Genomic DNA, 21,574 nt, shown 5'->3' with positions numbered 1-21,574 from the left:
GCTGTATTATTCTAAGCCGGCTTGCCGGGGTTATTCTTTGACGCCACCAAGCGCTACGCCCGCGATAATATATCTGGATAACAAGAAGTAAACCACAAACAGCGGTAAAGCCGTCAAAGCCAGACCCATATAGATTGAGCCGAACTCCGTTTTGTAGATATCACCTCGGAGCAAGCTTACCATGATTGGCATAGTATATTTCTCCTTCTGTGTCAGCAATATCAGCGGCATGAACAGGTTGTTCCAGTTAGCCACAAAGGCAAAGATAGCCTGTGTTGCTACTGCCGGCATCATCAGCGGTAAGATAATCCTGTTGAAAGTGAAGAATTCACCAGACCCATCTACACGCGCAGCTTCCACGATCTCTATCGACAGAGTTGCGAGCAAGTATTGGCGCATGAAGAACACCACCGCCGGTGCAGCAATTGCTGGTAAAATCAGCGGGAGAAAATTGTTGGTCCAATGTAATTTATACATGAACTGATAGAATCCGATCGCGCTTGCCTGGGAAGGAATCATCATCACGCACATGATAAAGGTAAAGAATGGCCCCCGTAGCTTCCAGCTGTAGGTGACTAGCCCATAGGCCGCCAAGGACGAGAAATAGACTGTACAGAGGGTTGCAGAACTGGCAATAATAAATGAATTCAGGAACCCTTGAAGCGGATCGAAGCTCTTATCGAGCAACACTCGCAGGTTGCTCATCATGTGGCTCGAAGGAAGCAGAGAAAGTCCGCTTTGAATTTCCGGTGTAGAGCGTGTGGCATTTACAAACATGATCCAAAACGGCAGGATACTGAGCACCGCCAAAGAGATGCAAACAACATAGATAATTGTCTTGTTGATCTTTCGGTTAACAGTTCCGCTTTTCTGATTATTTGCCATGTGTTACACCCCCCTCACGGGCTGCTATAGCAGCTTTTCTATTCTTTTGTTTTTGTATTTTTTTAAGTCTTGACGCATCACGGTCACGCATCACGTAGAACAGTATTCCGGCCAATATTGCCGAAATCAGGAACATAATCATGCTCGCTGCTGCAGCACGATTGTACATATAGCTGCCCTTGAATGCTTGCCCGTAGATAAACATGGACGTGGTAAGCGTAGAATCGTCCGGTCCGCCTGCAAGGAATAGTTGCGGAATATCGAACATGGTCAAACCACCCACCATCGATGTAATCAGTGTGAACAGCAATATCGTACGCAGACTCGGCAGTGTGATGCGGAAGAAGGTTTGAAACCCGTTAGCCCCGTCAATCGATGCAGACTCGAAGAGAGCAGGATTTATACCCATAACGCCAGCAATCAGGACGATCATGGTATTGCCGTACCACATCCAGAACTGGATGAACGCGACAATGCCCCGTGCTGTCGTCTTATCCTGCAGGAAGAACACCGGAGCGTCGGTCCATCCTAACATTTGAAACAAACTGTTTACAGGACCCATCGGATAGGCGAATAAAGTGCTGAACAACACGGCAATCGTACTCGCTGTGATGATATTAGGCATATAGAGCAGAACCTTGAACAAGCCTTGTCCCTTTATATTGAGACGCTTATTCGTGAACCATGCCGTTAGCAAGAGCGCGAGAAGCATCTGGGGAACGAAGTTAGTAATCCAGAGCAATCCAGTGTTGATCAAAGACTTCCGGAACGAAGGATTATCAAAGAGTAGATCTTTGAAGTTTTGAAAAGGATTATCAAGAATATGGATCGGTTTTGGTATGATTCCTTTCATATCGGTGAATCCAATGACTGCGGTATATAAAATGGGATACAGTGAGAAAATCAGAAATGCCAGGACAAACGGAAAGGTAAAAATATAACCGTATTTCGAATAGTTCACATTTTTGCGGCGCATGCTCTCACCTCTTTAGTTGATATGAAGGGGCGGGATTACTCCCCCGCCCCTCCGAATCCTTCTTATTCGCTTTCAATGCCAAGCTGGTCTTTGACTTGTTGCTTAAAGGTTTCGATCGCTTTGGCACGGTCCTTATTGCCCGCTGTGTATTCACGTACTTGATCACGCCAGAGCTTGTTGATTGTTTCATCGTACTGGGTCAAGTTCTTACCTGAAGCGTTTGCATTGGCTGGTACGAACACGTCGAACATGTTCTGACCGCCGAGCAGTGGAACTTCGCCGTTTGACTTCGACATGACAACGGAGGATGCAACGCTGTCCTTCGTACCTTGCTCGCCTTCCTTCATCGTACCGTTAGCCCAGTAATGTTGGAGTCCCGTTTCGGAGGTGTCGAGTGTAACCCACTTCACAAAGTCCGCAACAGCCTGTTTCTTGGCTTCGTCCTTGGTGACGTCTTTGTTGGCAAGCAGCCAAGTGCCACCCCAGAAGAAGCCTGTCGGTGGTTCGGAAACCGCCCAGTCGCCATTCGTGTCTTTTACTTGACCGTTCATCACGTAGTTGATGAGCCAAGCAGGACCGAAGAAACCGAAAATCGGTTGGGCGCCGGCACCGGACATATCCGCGTACCATGCTTCCGTCCAGTCTGTCGTATCATTGTGATAGCCATTGTCTTTCAGCTTTTTAGAAAGATCCAGGAACTCTTCACGCTTCGGATCGATATGAAGTTTGCCATCAACAATCCAACCTTTGTCAGAGCTGTTCTCGATCGGGTGCCAGATATCGCCATCACCAGAAACGATGCCGTATCCCTTAGCTTTCAACTTTGCAGCTGCATCATAGAATTTATCCCAGCCTGGTCCAATTTCATTTTTAATGGTGGCTGGATCATCTGTTCCAAAAACATCCTTCGCAATGGAGCGGCGATAGATAAAGGCGCCGCCAGTCGCTTGATAGCCGAGCGCTTTTAATTTACCGTCTAAGCTACCGATATCAACCGAGTATTGCGCGATGCCAGCATCCTTAACCATTTGGTCATCAAGGCCCATATCAGAATAGTTGGCTGCATAGCTGGATGCATCCCCTTGTGTATATTTGAGTACGAATGCTGATTCAGCTGCATAAATGTCCGGAGCATCTTTTCCTCCAGCGGACAGAGCCTGATCAAGTGCAGGTTGATAAGCGCCGTCGGTGGTTGCAATAACTGTAGTTTTGAACTCAACATTCGCGTCCGGATGAGTTTCCATATACTTCTTGGTCATATTAGGTATCTCATCTGTAAAGCTCCAGAGATTGATAGTGACTTTCTCGCCTGTTCCTTTTGATGGAGCTTCGGTAGCGTTGGCTGCTGGTGCAGTCGTTGGGCTTGAGCTAGATGAGTTAGAATTCGAGTTCCCACCACATGCTGCGAGAGCAGATGACATCACGAGCAATGTAGAGATCCCCACTAAACTACGTTTCATACTTTTCATATCTTTGCCTCCCCTTTTGTATTATCACTTCGGTTTTTTGTAACCGCATACATAATTATAGATCCTGCAATCCTTAAGCATAAGGACACCCTCTTTAGGAAAACTTCCACTATTTTTAGATTTAGTTCTATAGAGCGCAAAAAAGAGACATCAAGGGATCTACTCCTTGATGTCTCCATGCTCTGTTTATATTTTTGATCATTACTTATCCGCTTTTAGCGCGTCATCCTGTTTCTTGATGAACTCTTCTGGCGTGACGGCTTCGCCGAACAATGCCTGAATCTGATTCATGTGTATGGTAGATGCGACTGGCTTCATTTGTGTATCCAGATAAAGAGTTACTTTATTAGCCTTATTTAACTCGTTTAATAAATCAATGAACATTTGCGGTAGCTTGATGGCCGCAGTATCTACTTTGGTAGCCGGGATTACGCCTGCATTGACAACAGAATGCTCCCCCCACTTTTGAACGAAAAAGCTGACGAATTCTTTGGCCTCCAGAGCATGCTTCGAATTTTTGGAAACGAATAATCCAGTGCCCGGACCACCGACCCAATCATCCACGTTGCCTTTACCGCCTTCAACTGTCGGGAACTTGAAATACCCAATGTTGACTTTAAATTCTTGGGCAATATTTGTAGTGGTCGTGAAATCTGGCAGCTCCCAAGTCCCTGTAACGAACATGGCTGACTTACCGTTCATGAACTGTACCTTGGCTTCATCATTGGATAATCCGTTGTAGCCTTTGATGAATGTGTTCAGGTTTACCAACTCTTGCACTTGTCTTGCAGCCTCTAGCAAGGAAGGATCTGTGAAATCCTGATCCGCAACAGCTTTATCCATCAGGTTAGGTCCCCCAATACGATCAGCTAGATACATGTACCAGAAGGAAGCCGGCCAACCGTCCTTACCGCCAAGAGTAACAGGTGTTATGCCATTGTTATTCAGTGTTCGAATGATCGCTTTGAGATCATCCAAGGTTTGGGGAGGCTGCAGATTAAATTCTGAAAATATTTCTTTATTATAGTAGACCGGAACTATGTTTAGTTCGACAGGAAGGGCATACGTCTTCCCATCAAAGGAGTACCCCTCCGTCGTACCAGCTACGAATTTTCCTTTCAACTCATCCTGTAAAAGATCATCAACGGCTGCAAACTTATCTCCCCTAACATAAGGATCCATAAAGCCTGCTGCCCAGGTGAATCCGATGTCCGGTAGATCGTTAGAAGCGGCAAGTACCTTCAGTTTGCTTTTATACTGCTCATTTTCAAGAACTTCCGTCTTGATGGTGATATTCGGATTAGCTTCTTCAAATTCTCTGATGATTTCTTTTACCATTTTGTTTTGCGCGGAGTTATTGCTATCCGGCCATAGATGCATCATTTTTAAAGTGATTTTCTCGCCGTCGCTCTTGCTGCTATTCCCCTTATCCCCATTGCAAGCAGTTGTTATCAACAACAATGTTAAGAAAAGAGTAATGGATAATCCGATCCTCTTCGTAGATATTCCCCCCTTGCCGAGCCGTTATTGGATATTCGCTTCTATACCATTCCTCATGGAAGAACGATACTGCCCTGGACTCATTCTTTCGTATTCCTTGAACAGCTTGTTGAAATATTTAACCGTCTGGTAACCCGTAAGGCTGGCAATTTCCGCTATAGGCAGATTCGTTTTCAGGAGTAATTCCTTCGCTTTCTGCAACTTTCTACGGGCGACGTATTCGCTGAAATTCATCTGGCATTGCTCCTTGAAAAGAGAACTGAAATAGCTCCCGTTCAGATGAACAAGTCCGGCTACTTCCTGCAGGCTGATCGCCTCTTATATATGCATTTCCACATAGTCTATCGCCTGACGGACCGGATCGCTTAATGCGGCATCTTCATCTCTTATGGCCATTAATTGTGGATCAGCCATCTTCCGCATGAAGCCGATATGTTCCTGCTCCTCCCCTGCCTTCAGGGCATTCTCCACAGATGCGATTAGCTTTTCCCGGCTGGCTGGCTTGAGCAAATATTCAACTACGGACAACTGAATCGCTTGCTGAGCATACTCGAACTCGGCATGACCGGAGATGAGAATAACGGATGGCTGACGCTGTATTTTTTTATCCCTAATTTGGCTAACTAAAGAAAGACCACTGATTCCCGGCATGCGGATGTCCGATATCATGAGCTCCACTGGTATTTCCTCCAGAATTTCAATAGCCGAGATCCCATTGCTTGCCGTAAGGATTTCATAATGACCGGCTGCCCACACCTCTAGTATTTTCTTCATTCCTTCTCTAGATCTCGGTTCATCGTCGACAATAAGAATTGTTCGGCTTCTCATGGCATTTTGTCTCCTCGAACAGGAATTTTGATGTTTATACGGGTGCCTTGACCTTTTTGGCTATCGATGGTCATTGCCGCACCCTGCTCATTCTCTCTCGAAAAAAATAGTTGAAGCCTTCTATGCACATTAGCGATTCCGACGCCGGAATCTTTTGAAGAAGATACCTTTCCGCTATCCAGCCCTTCCACAAGAGAGCGCAGCATCTCCTCGTCCATTCCCATCCCATCATCTTCCACCGTAATGGTGACCCATTCTTCATCTCCAGCAACCGTTAGCTTTATCCATCCCGGTTCAATCTTGCTCTCGACCCCATGCAATACGGCATTCTCTACAAGGGGCTGCAGCAACAGTCGGGGTAACTCCACATTCGAAAATTCAAGAGGAGCCTCAATTTCCCACTCTAAGCGATCTTCAAATCGCATCTTCATAATAAGCAAATATCGCTTTACATGCTCGAGCTCATCCTGTAACTTCACCCAACCCCCTTTACTCGAGCCGGTGATCGTATAGCGGAATAAATCAGACATGGCGACAACATACTCCGCCAGTTGATCTTCATCCCTATCCAGCAGTGACCAGTACAGAACATCTAGTGTATTGAACAAAAAATGCGGATTAATTTGCGCTTGAAGTGCCTTTAACTCCGTATGACTCCGGGATAACTCCTTCTCATAAACCAACTGGATCAGCTCGTTGATATTATCAACCATTTTGTTATAGGAATAATTCAATTCCTGAATTTCCATAGTGGACGATACGTTCTCGATAGGCTTCAGGATGCCTAGACGGGTACTTCTCATAGCTTTGATCAACCTGAACACAGGTCTGGTAATAAGTATAGATAGAAAAAAAGAAAGCAAGGTGAACAGTAAGGTACCCATCAAAGCCGATACGACAATGGTCGTCCGCAAGACCGATATCCCCTTGGTGATGACGTTAACCGGGGTTAAGATGAGTAACGTCCATCCTGTCACGGAAGACCGCTGTTTGACGACGATAAAGGACCGCTTACCGATAGAAACATTCTGATCGTCGGATTCCTCCACCAGCTTTGCTGCTGTCTTTTGTGAAATACTGTCATCATTAGACGTGATGAACTGCCCATCAGGAGCTAGGAGTAATACTGTTTCTCCGTCCCCCTCCCCGGATAAGGATTCTTTAAGTGCAAACTTGTCTCGGTCTGAGCGAATGAGTAAATACCCTCCAGTAGTGAAATGCCGATCAATAAGGCTGATCTGTCGAATCGCCACAAGCGAAGTGGAATCAAGTGGATCGATGCCGAACCAGACTAGACTTCCTTCCTTTCTCGTCGCCATTTCGATCCAATCCTCGGGCACCTTATCCCTAAGGGTGCTGCCGTCGAGAGGATACAGCCTCACTCCGTCTTTATTATAAAGCTCAACAGATTTGATACCGTCCGTGTAGATTTGTACCAGATTGATAATAGATGGCAGCGCTTGCCGTTCCGTAAAGGTAGCGGGATGACCCTCTATATCGCGTAGAAGGAGTTGCTGAATATAATCGTTGGTCGATACCAGCGTCGTCAAAGAATTGATCTGTTCAAGAACGCTTTCCAAACGACCGTTAGCCTGAATCGCGGTTTGCTGAATATGCTTCTCCGCATTGTTCTTGAGTAGCGTCGAGACTGAATGGAACGTAATCCCTCCAACGAACGTCAGAATGATGAGCATGACGGCGAGAAAACCGAGCAACATTTGATTTCGCAGCGTATTTAACTTTAACATCGACAGTATCCGCCGCATGCAGTCTCTTCCCCTCTTTATCATGTGAACATGAGATGATCGCCCCTATGCGTAAAAAAGTAAGGGCTTTCAACCTTTTCAGTCATTATATTAGCATGTTTGCTAATGATCCGCTAAGAAAGAATTATGGATTCGACAAAAAGAACTAATATTTTCGCCCCCCATACCGACAGGCGAGGTCAGTCATTAGCTCCATTTCTAGCAACCTTTTATGTAGGAGTGTCTTACTCCTAATTAAAAAAATCCCGATGATATTTTCATCATCGAGGCTAACTACGGCTTCATTTTTTATTTTCGCCAAAAAGTTGAACAATCTGCCTTATCCATAATGTTAAACTCGATCATTTTCTCAAGCAATGAGAAATCAACCGGACTATCCCACCGAATCCGTAACAACTGCTTGGTGTGATCATAGCCAGCCTGTACAATTGCATCAGAGAAATGATTAATCCCTGCGATTTCAGGCGCAACAGCCATATGTTGTTTGGATACGCTAAAGCCAATAATATAGGTATCGTGATCGGTGAACATAGGCTGATTCCACGCAATTTTTGGTTTTAAATCAGTGAATTTCTCAGTTACCCAAGCCAAAACTTCTTCCATTCGCTCCCGATGCTGTGGGTTATCAATTTGCGCTAAATAGTCTGCAAAAACCTCCATGTCGATCACTCCTAACTTCAAAATCGCCTTTTTTCAGGCTTAGTGACATAAAAACCCGTTAGATAATCATATCTAACGGGGTGAAACGGTGCAACTTTTCGTAACGTCGGTTCTCCGGATCTGTAATCCGTTCAATCCACTCATTCTCTTCAAGAGCGTTGATCGTTCTACTCATTGTACTTTTATGGAGATTAAATACATTGGCCAGATTGATGAGTGAGGTTTACGGCGAGCCTTTACCGCGATAAGAGGAGTAGTCAGGATCATTGTGTTCTGAATAACCTTTCCATCAGGTAAACCAAATCCTCCTACACGTTCAAGCTTAGCTGCTTCATAGAGCTGGACGTTTACTCCGGCAATTGACTTGTGCCTATGTCATACCAAAACACCCCTTGACTTCCATCGGATAAACCTGAGGTTTATTCCAACGGCTGTGCGAAGGGGTGTTTTTCAATCTATATAATACTCTTTAGTTATTCAACAGTCCTGCTCGGAGCAGCATTCGGTACAGCAGCACAGTAGTCTCGGCATGGGTTAATGACTGCTGCGGCCGCAATTCATTTCCATACCCTTTTATCAAACCGGATTGAATGGCTGACTGTACAGCGTCACTTGCCCAGCCGGCAATTTGACCACTGTCGATATAGACGTCTAAATCGGCTTGTACTCCGCTATTATTTGTCAATACCGCTGCATCCGCCAGCCGTAACACTCGAATCATCGTTACAATCGCTTCTTGCCGGGATACCGCTTGATTCGGCCTGAATGTACCATCCCCGAAGCCATCCATCATTCTATAGGCTCTTAATGCTTCTACGGCGCCACTGTACCAATTGTCGCTGCTTACATCGACGAAACCCGCAGGATTCCGTCCTTCCGGCAGCCCAAGCGCCCTTGCCAGCATGGCAGCTAGTTCAGCCCGGGTAATCATGGCTTCAGGTGAAAACACTGACCCATCCGTACCCTGAACGATCAATCTGCTGTTCATGCTGGCAATTTCATTTTCAGCCCAGTGTCCCTGAATATCTGTTAATTTGGGCGATTTGTATATTACTGCATAAGTGCTATTAGTAAAGCTCCGAACCACAGCAGATCGATGGCCATCCACTGTGATGAAAGCTGTCGGCACCGGACGCACACCCGTATTATGATCCCAAACCACGGCCGTTGAAGCAGCACCGGCATCCAAAGGCAGGTAAATTACTTTTTCTACAAAATGATTGAAGGTGGATACTTCTTCAGTCCTGTCATTACGCTTGATCTGGACGGAAAAGTGAATCGGAGCAATCACCAGTTGATATCCGCCAGCATTCGCAGACTTCTGGAATCCTTCTTCCGCTAGACCGTGCCCCATCAAGATCCTAACTTCCATATCCTTCGACCAGTCAGACTCCCGATCTACGATTTCAGTTAGTGGAAGGCGATATTGGCCGTACTGGGTTATGAACGTGATCATGGCAACTTTCCGAGCCAGAGTTGGGACTGTATCACCGGAAAGCCTTAGTGCGAGATTGTCTGCACCTTCCTCGATTGAAATCGAGAGATTAGCTTCAGCAGTGTTAGGCAGCGAATCGATTACCTGGCGCAGATGATCCAAATTCAGCAGAGCGTCGATGGATTTTGCTCCATTCGTATCTACTTGAACTGTGACAATCCCTGATACTTTCTGATTATTAATCCGAATCACAGGCATTTTGCCCAGTGATGGCTGATTCGAGAGGTTTTGAGGATTCGAAGGAGCCGTCGGGACTGGTGTTGAATCCGGATCAGAGCCGGCTAAGCGTGTCACGTTGAGCATGTAGGTTTTCATTGAATCGTCCTGCGCCTTTACCCGGACCTCGAACTTATTTTGGCCGGTTGCAAGAGCATACTCCCTGGTTAGGGAATTACTGTCTACCTGAAGTCCGTTCATATAGACGGCAGAATATACATCGGCGGGAGTCAGAAGCATTTTCACCCCATACACCGGATGGCTTACTTCCAGACTATTGTTTGATTTCTCGGGGTCAAAATCAAACTTTAACGTCCCTCCGAGTCCTATCAGCTGCCAGACCTTCAAGTCCGCATTGCTGCTCAAAGGAACGATGTTCTGGATTTCAATCAAGCTTACATTTGCATTGCCCGCCTTATCTGCCACATAGACTGAATAAATTCCATTCTCCTTTACAGTGAAATGGTCCTGAATTTCCATACCCTGTGTATCAAAATAGGAGATCGAACGGCTACCTGCCGCCCATTTTATGGAGGAAACCTGGTTGAATTCACCATATACAGACCCCGTTACTGTGACATTCACACTTCCAAAGGTCGGTTCCGCCGGATCAACCTTCAGTTCGATAACAGGAGGCTGGTCATACGTAAAAGTAATACTCACCGTTTGGTCCAGCGCTATACCACTTGCTTCTTCCTTTGCAGAATAAGTCACTTTCTCTGCCACAACATTATTGACCGCAAATATGGCAAGGCCCTCCCCGTTGGTCAATCCATAAACTTCTTTGGTGACAGAGCTTCCATCTTGAGCTTGAAGCTGCACCTGTCTACCCTCAAGCGGATGGTCATATTCGTCTTTAAGCTTCACAGAGATCAAGGATTGGCTTTGGCCATCCGCCCGAACTACCAGATCACTTGCGGTAATTGTGGAGTGAGATGAACTTACTTCACCCGGTACAAACTGAACCGTCACCGTTGAGGCCAGCGCATTGCCTTCGACAGAGGCACTTATTTTCGTGGTCCCTACTGTTGTTGGTGCCGTCAATGTCGCCGTATAGGTTCCGTTATGGTTGTCCGTTACGGTGCTAACCGTACCTAATGTCGATGTGATCAACACCACCGCCCCTCCGGCGGTCAACTCGTTACCGTGCGCATCCCTCAGCTTCACAGTTACGGCTGTCTGACTCGTTCCGTCAGCTATCAGCGAAAAGTCAGTTGCTGCGATTATGCCAGTCTCTGTTGAAAGTGAGCCAGCTACAAACTGAACAGTCGCCGTACCCGTCAGCGTATTGCCGCCTACACTGGCACGTACTGTCGCTGACCCGACCGTTACCGGTGCCGTCAGTGTCGCCGTATAGGTCCCGTTATGGTTATCCGTCACGTCGCTCACCGTACCCGAAGTCGACGTAATTATCACCGTCGCCCCTCCGGTCGTCAACGCATTTCCTTGCACATCCTTCAGCTTCACCGTCACTATTGTCTGACTTGTGCCGTCCGCTATCAGCGAGCTATTGCCTGCTGCTATGGTGCTCTTCGCACTGGACGGTATTCCAGGCATAAATTCGACGGTTTTCTTTTCAGTCAGTGCATTGCCGTCTATTGTGGCGCCTACAGTCGCAGTCCCCACTGTTACCGGTGCCGTTAGCGTCGCAGTATAGATCCCGTTATGGTTATCCGTGACGGCACTCACCGTACCTAATGTCGATGTGATCAACACCACCGCCCCTCCGGCGGTCAGCGCGTTACCATGCGCATCCTTGAGCTTCACCGTCACTGCCGTCTGACTCATTCCGTCCGCCGTCAACGAGAAGTTGCCCACCGCTATGGTGCTGTTCGCACTGGACGGTGCTCCCGGCACAAATTCGACGGTTGCCGTTCCCGGCAATGCGCTGCCCCCTACGCTGGCACTTACTGTCGCGGTTCCGACCGCTACCGGTGCCTTCAGCATCGCCGTATAGGTCCCGTTATGGTTGTCCGTTACAGCGCTCACCGTACCTAATGTCGATGTGATCAACACTACCGCCCCTCCGGCGGTCAACGCGTTACCGTGCGCATCCTTGAGCTTCACCTTCACTGTTGTCTGACTCGTGCCGTCTGCCGTCAACAAGTTATTGTCCACTGCTATGTTGCTGTTCGCACTGGACGGTGCTCCCGGCACGAACTGTACCGTTGCCGTTCCCAATGCACTGCCGCCTACACTGGCACTTACTGTCGCAGTCCCCACCGTTACCGATGACGTAAGCGTCACCGTATAAGTCCCGTTATGGTTATCCGTTACAGCGCTCACCGTACCCGAGGTTGACGTAATTACCACCGTCGCCCCTCCGGTCGTCAACTCATTTCCTTGCGCATCCTTGAGCTTCACCTTCACTATTGTCTGACTCGTTCCGTCCGCTGTCAGCAAGCTATTAGCAGCTTCTATGGTGCTCTTCGCACTAGAAGCTGCTCCCGGCACGAACTGTACCGTTGCCGTTCCCAATGCACTGCCCCCTACACTGGCTCTTACTGTCGCAGTCCCCACCGTTACCGATGACGTAAGCGTCACCGTATAAGTCCCGTTATGGTTATCCGTTACAGCGCTCACCGTACCCGAGGTTGACGTAATTACCACCGTCGCCCCTCCGGTCGTCAACTCATTTCCTTGCGCATCCTTGAGTTTCACCGTCACTATTGTCTGACTCGTTCCGTCCGCTGTCAGCAAACTATTAGCAGCTTCTATTGTGCTCTTCGCACTAGAAGCTGCTCCCGGTACGAACTGTACCGTTGCCGTTCCCGGCAATGCGCTGCCCCCTACACTGGCTCTTACTGTCGCAGTCCCCACCGTTACCGGTGCGGTTAACGTCGCCGTATAGGTCCCATTATGTTTGTCCGTCACGGCGCTCACCGTACCCGAAGTCGACGTAATCCCTACCGTCGCCCCTCCGGTCGTCAACTCATTTCCTTGCGCATCCTTGAGTTTCACCGTCACTATTGTCTGACTCGTTCCGTCCGCTGTCAGCAAGCTATTAGCAGCTTCTATTGTGCTCTTCGCACTAGAAGCTGCTCCCGGCACGAACTGTACCGTTGCCGTTCCCGGCAATGCGCTGCCCCCTACACTGGCTCTTACTGTCGCAGTCCCCACCGCTACCGGTGCCGTTAGCGTTACCGTATAAGTACCATTTTGGTTATCCGTTACAGCGCTCACCGTACCTAATGTCGATGTGATCAACACCACCGCCCCTCCGGCGGTCAACGCGTTACCGTGCGTATCCTTGAGCTTCACCGTCACTATTGTCTGACTCGTTCCGTCCGCCGTCAGCAAGCTATTCCCTACTCCTAATGTGCTGTTTGTACTGGACGGTGCTCCCGGCACGAACTGTACCGTTGCCTTACTAGACAAAGCATTGCCCCCTACACTGGCTCCTACTGTCGCAGTCCCCACCGTTACCGGTGCCGTTAGCGTCGCCGTATAGGTCCCGTTATGGTTGTCCGTCACGGCGCTCACCGTACCCGAAGTCGACGTTATTATTACCGTCGCTCCTCCAGCTGTCAAGGCATTGCCTTGCGCATCCTTCAGCTTCACCGTCACTGCCGTCTGACTCATTCCATCCGCTACAAGAATGGAATCCGCACTGGAGATCTCACTTAATGCGGGGGATGTCGAATAATCGGCTATCATGTACGTTCTGAAAGAAAAGTCATAATTGTTAGCCGAACAGTATCCTCTTGTATACGGGTTGCCGCTGCTTCCATACCATCCGAAGCCAGCCGAGCCTCCGAACTCCGTGGAAGCAACCATTCGATACATCCTGTCCTTCGTTAAATAAGGCGATGCTCCTGAGAAATCAACCGACGTCCAGCCTGCGCTGATGGAAGCCACTTGCGCTTCAGCGAGCAATGTCGAAAGATTCCCTTCCTCATAAATTTTCAATTTCAGGACTCCAGTTGAACCATAGGTATCGAAAATATTAAGCTCTATCCTGCTGAGATTCCCCGTGGTCTCAGGAGTAAAGGTCTGAAATCTTTGATTGTCACTATTAACCCATATATTCCCAGTTTTATTCTCCTGCTTTTGATCCACTATTACCGGATCTGCAGCAGAGACCTCCCCTTCGGAGACCATTCCTACAACAATCATGAATATCAGAGTCATGGCGATCCAGCGCTTATATCGTTTAATACCTTCCACTACATATCCTCCATTCTTAACTTCCCAATTAATCGCAAAATGCTTGTGTAAGATGTAACTTTTATCTACCAAATCCGAACGGGCTTACCGATATAATGAATTAACTCACGAAAAAGGTGCTTCCTCCAACAATCAGTGCCACTATGAAAAAAATACCAAAATACCATTTTGTAAATTTAAAACTGATCCCGGAGCCGTCCCACCAAATCTTTGCAAAGACAACCACTCCAAGAAGTAAAATACTAATAAATGCAATCAGGGCATTCTCCATTTTTATTCACCTAGACCTCTCTATCTTCTAAATTCAGCCCATCAATCCTACTCCCAGATTAGAGCCATTCCTTAAAATTTCCTATACCTAAAAAGGTGTATCTTCTATTACAATAGATTGTATTCGCTACTACGTTCAAGATTAGAGGTGTCCAAAAATGAAAGAAAACCAACCGCTCGACATTGTTATCAGAAGTTCATCACTTGAACAACCTGACTCCGGTTTGATTCTGCCACATGAAACGGGGATGACACTCAGGGAATGGATGAATGGACAAAACCGCATGAACCCAGAGGCGTTTCTCACCTTTGCCAGGTCCATCGTAGCTTGTGTTCTGCAGCTTCATCAGTTGCAGATCCTTCATCTCGATTTGCGGCCGGAGCGGATCGGTGTTCGTTCCAATGGACAAGAAGCCTATTTAATAGATTCAGGTTATGCACTTCATCGCACAGACAATGGTTATATGCGCCCAACTGGTTATGGTATATCAGGCACAGGACTCGCCTATTGTTCGCCTGAGAATACAGGCAGAATGTTACGGACAGTGGATGAGCGAAGCGATCTATACTCTTTAGGCGTTATTTTCTACGAATTATTGGCCGGACATCTGCCTTTTCTTGCCGACAATCCGCTGGAATGGGTGTATATGCACCTGGCGCAAGTCCCCCCTCCGCTGACGCAGGAACAGACATATTTACCTGACGGCTTGGAAGCTGTAGTCATGAGACTGCTCGACAAAAATCCAGATAACCGCTATCAAAATGCAGGTTTTTTATTGGCAGACCTAGATAAAGTCGGACATTCACACGACACCTTTTTTATGGAACCGGGGTTTCACGGCAGGGAATATGAGATCTCCTTGCTGACCCAGGCCTTTTATTCCGCTTGCTTCGGATCAACAGAAATGGTGTATGTGTCTGGTGAAGCCGGTATCGGCAAAACAAGCCTTATGGACGAGGTTTTCCGCAAACATCAGCATGCCCGTAATTTTTTCTATGTCACCGGAAAGTTTGAGCAAATCTCGAAAGAAAGCCCATATCATCCGATTATTCAAGCCTTTCGTGGATTGATGCGGCATTTGCTGGGTGAACGCAAGGAACAGTCCGAGCTGTGGAGACAAAAGCTGCAGGAAACACTCGGGGCAAGCGCCAACGTGATTACCGCCATTATTCCTGAAGCCGAGCTGATACTCGGCACCCTGCCATCTGCCGAAGAGCTTCCGGCCAATGAATCGAAGAAACGGTTTATCTATGTTTTTCGCAAATTTGTTCAAGCGCTGGCTTCCAAAGAACATCCCCTTGTTCTTTTTATCGATGATTTGCAATGGGCGGATTCTTCGTCACTGCAGTTAATTCATGCGCTGCTGTGCGATCCGGAATGCCAATATTTGATGTTTGTCTGCGCATATCGCGATGAGGATATAGACCGTAACAGACTGCCAGGGTATGAACATGGCGGGAGTGTTACCGATCAGGCAGCTATCCGGCATATTTATCTGTCCCCGCTGAGCCTTGAACAAATGAACGATATTACAAAGGAAACGTTGAATAGCCAAACAGATGCTGCACTATCTTTTACAGAATTGCTATATCATAAATCAAACGGCAACCCCTTTCATTTCAAGCAAATATTGCTGCGCATGCAGGATGACGGCATTCTAGTGTATAGTCATGAGAATCGATGCTGGCAATGGGATTTGGGATCGGTCATTGGGCAGGAGCCCAGCTATGCCATCAGTGACTTAATGGAACACAGGCTGCGGCGTCTTCCCGTCACTGCGCAGGAGCTGCTTCAGATTGCGGCTTGTGTGGGAAGCACCTTCCACCCTGATCTGATAGCTTTCGTTGTCGATCGGGAGATCGGGGATGTCATGCCCGAATGGCCCAAGATTGAAGCCGAAGGAATGATTGTGACAGATGAAGCGGGTACATTCCGTTTTGCCCACGATAATATTCATAAGCTGATTTACAGTCAGATTGATGATGATACGAAACAAGCGATCCACATCTCAATAGGCAGAGCTTTGAACAGGAAGACTTCAGGGCAGGAAGAGCACTTGTTTGATAGGGTCAATCATCTGAATAGAGGCTCCGACAGAATTACCGAAGAAGCCGAGATATTTCAGCTCATACAATTAAATCTGGATGCGGGAAACCGTGCCAAGACCACCTCCGCCTACGACGTTGCCCTAGGTTATTTTAGAAAAGGGGTAGAATTGCTGCCAGTGGAAGCTTGGAGCAATGCCTTCGAGCTCTGTTTCGAACTGCATGCTGAGCAAGCGGAATGTGAATACTTATGCGGTAATCCTGTGGATTCTGACCGAAAAATTGATTTCTTGCTTCTCCGTGCTCGCAGTGCAGTTGAGCGGAGCAGAGTGCAAATGATTCGGATTATGCAATACATTAATCAAGGAAAATATCTGGAAGGTACTGCGCTCGGTCTTGAAAGCCTGCGGGAGCATCGTGTTAACATTTCGCCCAATCCGGGCAAATTCGAACTGTTAGTCGAAGCGCTTCGGATCGATGTACTGCTGCATAACCGTTATGACAGACTCACTCATTTGGAAGAAATGTCCGACAAAGACCGGATTGCTGCGATGCATCTCATTCTGGCGATTACTCCCTCCACCTTCTTCACGAACAAAAAGATCTATTTTCTGCTCATGTGCAGAGCCATTCAATTATCTATTAAGTATGGAAACACCCCTGTTTCCGCAGCTGTCTATTCCGCTTACAGCATGCTTTTGGGATATGCCCGGGGGAAATTTGATAAAGGTTATGCTATCGGCAAGGTCGGAATTGAGCTTTCCGAGCGTTACAATATTACTTCAGTTAAAAGCAAAACTTATACCATGTTCGGCGGTGTACTCTGCCAATTTGCCGGAAATGCCCGTGAAGGAGATGTTTACTTGGCAAAGGCGCTTCGTTTCGGAATGGAATCCGGGGATTATGTGTTTGCCAGCTATGCAATGGGAGCGCATATCAATTCACTCTATACAAGAGCGCCGTTAAGTGAATTCTCAAGAACAATAACCGAATATATGGTGTTTCTCGATACAACCAACGATGAGTTTGTGAAGCAGAACTTTTATCTGTATCAGCAATTTATTCTTGCATTGCAGGTAAGAACGATTTCTCCGGATTCATTCAGCAGCACCAGCTTTGATGAAGAAGAGTTCCTGAAACGGATACATATGGAGGAAACCTCGGCTACCACCTTATTTCAGTACAGCACCTATAAGACTCAACTCAGCTATTTACTGGGTAATTATAAGGAAGCCGTCCGCTGGGCAAATCAAGCGAAGTCTTATGAAGCCTATGCCACGCATCTTCCGCATTTGCCGGAATGCCTGATGTATGAATCACTTGCCCTATTGGCCGATTCTGTCCCGCCCGGTAAACGGAAACAATCGAACAAACGGTTCAGCAGCAATCTCCGCCGCTTTAAAAAATGGGCAGCATGGAGTCCAGCCAATTATCGGTCCAGATACTATCTTCTAAAGGCTGAACATGCGCGTGTCTCTGGTAAAGGCATACTGGCTGAGGAACTGTATGATAAAACCATCCGCGAAGCAAGAGAACAAGTCGATGTTCAGGTGACAAGCCTTGCCAACGAACTCGCAGCGAGATACTACCGGAATTTGGGTAAAGAAACAACAGCCATTTTCTATTTACAATTAGCCCTTGAGGCATATACACAATGGGGAGCGCAAATAAAAATAAAACAATTAGAGGATCTGTTACTCTGCTGGCAGCGTGAGGAACATGCTGATGAATCGTTTGAGATTATACCAATTCCGGCAGGCCGGAGTGATGTAGAGTTATCTGGAGAGGCCGCCAGCGCTCTTCATGAGACTCATTCCTTGGACGGCCTGGATCTTGCAGCGATTCTCAAAACCACTCAAATGATAACAAATCAGATGGACAGTGATACGGTGCTTGCGGAAATCATGAATACCATTATGAGATATGCGGGTGCCAGCAAGGGCGCTTTGCTGATGGATAATAAGGATGGACTGTACATTCAGGCATATGCCGACTCAGAAGCGCAGGCGCCCCCCTCGCCTTCAGAGCTGAATGATAGCCTTCTTTTGCCGGAGGGCATCATCCGGTATGTCTTTCGTACACAAGAGCATGTCCATTATATCGGTGATGAGGAGAGCTGGCTGATTCATAATCCGTACATTGCGAAGCATCGGCCTAGGTCTGCACTCTGCATACCGGTAACCGTTCACGGGAATATGCTGGGTGTTCTCTACCTGGAAAATAAGCTGGCAAGCGATGTGTTCGCTTATGATCGTCTAACCGTTCTTCAAGCTATGGCATCCAATGGAATTTTGTTCTGTATGCTGCAAAATACGGCCGAGCATTCCATTAAAGATCCAGGAGCAGCAGAAGAAGCAGCTTCCTTGTCTTCTATAATGGAGGAACCTCTTACCGAGCGTGAGCTTGAGGTACTCTCCTTATTGGCGGCAGGACTGTCAAATAAGGAGATTGCCGATCAACTGATCATCGCGATTGGAACGGTAAAAGTGCATGTTAAAAATATTTTTGCCAAACTAAAAGTCAACCGACGCACCAAAGCCATTATCCAGGCGAAGGAGCTCAATCTGCTTACCCGTCAATGATTAATTACCTTTTATTGGAATTTACCCATAACTTTCATTTATCTATGAACCAGAGAGATTTATGCTTAAACGGTACTGAGTCAAATGACATAGCCTCGCCGAGCTATCTACATGTAGGTTAAGGACGAATCCTACATTTTATATTAGTCGTTCTCTTCTCGCATGAGTGGAGAAAACGAATGTCCCTCGGACCGATCTGAATTATTAGTGCGAAAAGTTTGTTAAACTTAGGATCATCAAAAATCCCCTCGACCTGAGGGGATTTTTTCTATTGCATGTATTATGTCTCTCCTAACATTTCCTACAAGCGCTAATAATAGATGAAGATGACGGAGAGAACGGCTTTTTATCCCAGTCAGCATATTGATGTTCGACGCGAAAGCCGTGTCGTGTTAATAAAGAATGCAGCGCCATTCCTTACATTAACGTTCCCTGTTATCTTAATGATGCTGTTTCAATACATTCTGAATTTAACAAAAGATAATACTTAAACCTCTCCCATTAATCCTTCCAGGGATCTTCGTGCAATCTTCCGTAGGCTGCGCCAATGCTGCCGCCTTCCATCAGGCGAACCTTGATTTTTTTCTGTAAGGATGTATTTTCCGGAAGTTCTTGTATTGGAATATCAGTTCTTCCATAAACCCATCTGATAGAGCTGTCATTCGCATCGTCAACACGCATCAAGTCGAATGCCTTCTGAAAACCGACTATATTTGAGCTCTCTAGCAACAGCTTAGCAAGGACTGGAGAAAGCAGCCAGGAATCACATACCATATCCGACTGACCATACTCCGGATAATATTCTGCAAAAAATTTTCTAGCATCCTCATATGACGTTCGCAAACTCTCGCGCCTCATATCTGCGTCAGCAGGGATATGTATATTTATTAATTTCTTTTCTTTCTGCTCAATCATTTCATATTCAAGTGCACCGATTCGGAATTCATGAAGTGAAATCTGTCTAGGAAACCACCATCCCCACGTGAATGCATATGTCCCATACACACTGTAATGTTCCATAATGAATCTAGTACAAAACTTCATCGTATCCGTAAAAATTGTCTCGCTGATTCCTCTTTTTTCGTATTCCTTATGTGCCTTTACTGCATGTACAAGCATAAAAGAGAGCATTTTACTCCCATTTGGATCCTCTCCCAGAACGCCTATTAGTTCTTTAACTCCCTTTTCCCAGGTAGACGGATCATACAGGGCAGCAGAAAGAGGCTTAAATGTTTTCTCATCAAATCCGCCTGCAAAGTCAAACACTTTTCTTTTCATTTGATCTGGTAAACAAATACTTTCACACACTTCTTTTAAATTCATATTTACATTCTCCTGTATCAGATAATAACAACATTTCCACAACTCCGTGTCCTATAGCTTTTATTTCATTCTGGAAGAAAACAATAAATTGGTTTAATGCTATTTATAGTTGGCATTGTTCCTGAAAGAAAGGCATATTCTATCATAACCTTACGTGTAACTGCCTGTTGTCATGGAGCTATCGTTCAACGTTAGCGTGTTGAAAATCACTGGCAGCGATGAAATGCAGTTTAGTTCTTCAAACCTTCCTTCCAGTTTGTTACGATTGACCACCGAACTTTTTTCCCTTCATTCTTATGCCCAATATGATAAACGCGACATAGATTAGGATAGCAATCGAATCGATTAACGTATCCGAAAGTGCCGAAACATCATAAAATGCTGTTATGCCAAGAATGACCATCAGACGAACGAGCAGAAGTGACGCGATCAGCCATGCAGCAGACCGATTCTTCGATCGCTCGCTTTGCAATGACAGGATAATGAATACAATACCGAAGACCAGATTCTCTGCGGTGATTATGTGCCAGACATACCTAAATATTATCCGTGTATCCATGGCTATATCATTCACAAAGAGCGTCGGCAGTACAACGGATTGCCCATTCAAAGCGTGTGTCACGGCAAACAGTATCGCAAGAACGCCAGCAATCAGATAATAATAATTCTTAATTTTGATGTCCATCACAATCCTCCTTAGTTATTACAGGATCCTTTCTGTGAAGATCCCGGTAAATCTCCCGAACGAACACTGCCAGTCGCTGGTCACTTTCATGATTAAAGTCCCTTAGCGCTTCAACTGCTACGTCGAGCAACTGACTGACCTTTTCTAGATGTGCAATTTTCTTGCGCGTTTCTACTTTTTTGGCATCAAGGAATTCAGCGACCTTCTGGTAATAAGCAGGATCTACACTCTGCATTCTGTGGAACTGAAACTTCCCCTTGATTTCTTCTAGAGAAAAGTCCGCATACTGCATGATTTGAATATTCATCAAATCGACGAGATCGTCCTTCGAATACCTACGGTAAGAATTGTGTTCCCGGGACGGCGATACGATTCCAATACGGTCATAGTACCGAAGCGTATCCTTCGGAATACCAAGGATCTGTGAAACCTCTTTTATAGAATATTGTTTTTCCATACATTTACAATAACATTGGAGTAAACTCCAATGTCAATTCTTTTCTTGATAATTTTCAGTCTAATACTTTATCTTCTTTGGACACTAGAGCGGAGATGTTGCCCGCGCCTAGCATCGCCTGCTCCGAATTATCTTAGTTTGCGGAACAGTTAGCTGCCTAGCCGGAAGGGGTCTGTGCCAGTCTATAATTGTGTTTGCCGAGTCTAATACTCTTTTTTTAGTTTAGTTCACTATTTTCTTTTTACAACT

Annotated in this window: 14 protein-coding genes; 1 reads left to right on the top strand and 13 read right to left on the bottom strand. The window is 46.4% G+C overall.

Translation table 11 applies throughout. From position 1 onward, the window contains the following. Positions 1-30 precede the first annotated feature (30 nt). The 10 genes from ACWNM1_RS25900 to ACWNM1_RS25855 all read right to left on the bottom strand — a co-directional run bounded on the left by ACWNM1_RS25900 (position 31) and on the right by ACWNM1_RS25855 (position 13,962). Positions 31-885 carry a carbohydrate ABC transporter permease gene (locus ACWNM1_RS25900; protein ID WP_234541142.1) on the bottom strand — a complete coding sequence of 285 codons (855 nt, stop codon included), beginning with the start codon at positions 883-885 and terminating at the stop codon, positions 31-33. After that, positions 875-1,861, bottom strand: a complete 987-nt coding sequence (locus ACWNM1_RS25895; RefSeq protein WP_042192055.1) for a carbohydrate ABC transporter permease — start codon at positions 1,859-1,861, stop codon at positions 875-877. The genes ACWNM1_RS25900 and ACWNM1_RS25895 overlap by 11 nt, the downstream gene beginning before the upstream one ends. Before the next feature lie 62 nt (positions 1,862-1,923). Next, positions 1,924-3,330, bottom strand: coding sequence for an ABC transporter substrate-binding protein (locus ACWNM1_RS25890; RefSeq protein ID WP_081383079.1), 1,407 nt, complete (start codon positions 3,328-3,330; stop codon positions 1,924-1,926). A 201-nt stretch (positions 3,331-3,531) separates the two neighbouring features. Then, positions 3,532-4,713, bottom strand: a complete 1,182-nt coding sequence (locus ACWNM1_RS25885; protein WP_081383083.1) for an extracellular solute-binding protein — start codon at positions 4,711-4,713, stop codon at positions 3,532-3,534. 141 nt (positions 4,714-4,854) lie between these two features. After that, positions 4,855-5,136: a helix-turn-helix domain-containing protein gene (locus ACWNM1_RS25880; protein ID WP_449603206.1), complete on the bottom strand. Its 282-nt coding sequence runs from the start codon at positions 5,134-5,136 to the stop codon at positions 4,855-4,857. A gap of 12 nt (positions 5,137-5,148) precedes the next feature. Then, the gene (locus tag ACWNM1_RS25875; protein WP_449603196.1) at positions 5,149-5,658 is read right to left on the bottom strand and encodes a response regulator; all 510 of its coding nucleotides are present in this window, start codon (positions 5,656-5,658) and stop codon (positions 5,149-5,151) included. Continuing rightward, on the bottom strand, positions 5,655-7,424 hold the full coding sequence (locus ACWNM1_RS25870) for a sensor histidine kinase (protein WP_449603195.1): 1,770 nt from the start codon (positions 7,422-7,424) through the stop codon (positions 5,655-5,657). The genes ACWNM1_RS25875 and ACWNM1_RS25870 overlap by 4 nt, the downstream gene beginning before the upstream one ends. Before the next feature lie 288 nt (positions 7,425-7,712). Beyond that, positions 7,713-8,084 carry an iron chaperone gene (locus tag ACWNM1_RS25865; RefSeq protein WP_449603194.1) on the bottom strand — a complete coding sequence of 124 codons (372 nt, stop codon included), beginning with the start codon at positions 8,082-8,084 and terminating at the stop codon, positions 7,713-7,715. A 58-nt stretch (positions 8,085-8,142) separates the two neighbouring features. Next, positions 8,143-8,292, bottom strand: a complete 150-nt coding sequence (locus tag ACWNM1_RS25860; protein ID WP_449603205.1) for a MarR family transcriptional regulator — start codon at positions 8,290-8,292, stop codon at positions 8,143-8,145. 261 nt (positions 8,293-8,553) lie between these two features. Further along, positions 8,554-13,962, bottom strand: coding sequence for an invasin domain 3-containing protein (locus ACWNM1_RS25855; protein WP_449603193.1), 5,409 nt, complete (start codon positions 13,960-13,962; stop codon positions 8,554-8,556). Between the two features lie 428 nt (positions 13,963-14,390). Here ACWNM1_RS25855 and ACWNM1_RS25850 point away from each other — a divergent pair, with 428 nt between their 5' ends. Continuing rightward, positions 14,391-18,860: a helix-turn-helix transcriptional regulator gene (locus tag ACWNM1_RS25850; protein WP_449603192.1), complete on the top strand. Its 4,470-nt coding sequence runs from the start codon at positions 14,391-14,393 to the stop codon at positions 18,858-18,860. Between the two features lie 501 nt (positions 18,861-19,361). Here the strand turns inward: ACWNM1_RS25850 and ACWNM1_RS25845 are convergent. The 3 genes from ACWNM1_RS25845 to ACWNM1_RS25835 form a co-directional block, all read right to left on the bottom strand. After that, on the bottom strand, positions 19,362-20,183 hold the full coding sequence (locus tag ACWNM1_RS25845; RefSeq protein ID WP_449603191.1) for an acyltransferase domain-containing protein: 822 nt from the start codon (positions 20,181-20,183) through the stop codon (positions 19,362-19,364). Positions 20,184-20,442: 259 nt separating this feature from the next. Next, positions 20,443-20,868 (bottom strand): hypothetical protein, encoded by a 426-nt coding sequence (locus tag ACWNM1_RS25840; RefSeq protein ID WP_449603190.1) that lies wholly within the window; start codon positions 20,866-20,868, stop codon positions 20,443-20,445. Beyond that, positions 20,852-21,325 (bottom strand): MerR family transcriptional regulator, encoded by a 474-nt coding sequence (locus ACWNM1_RS25835; protein ID WP_449603189.1) that lies wholly within the window; start codon positions 21,323-21,325, stop codon positions 20,852-20,854. The genes ACWNM1_RS25840 and ACWNM1_RS25835 overlap by 17 nt, the downstream gene beginning before the upstream one ends. Positions 21,326-21,574: the final 249 nt, after the last annotated feature.

The sequence above is a fragment of the Paenibacillus sp. Marseille-Q9583 genome (assembly GCF_976954365.1).
The sequence above is the reverse complement of the archived record's forward strand: the minus strand, read 5'-3'. Positions and strand labels throughout refer to the sequence as shown.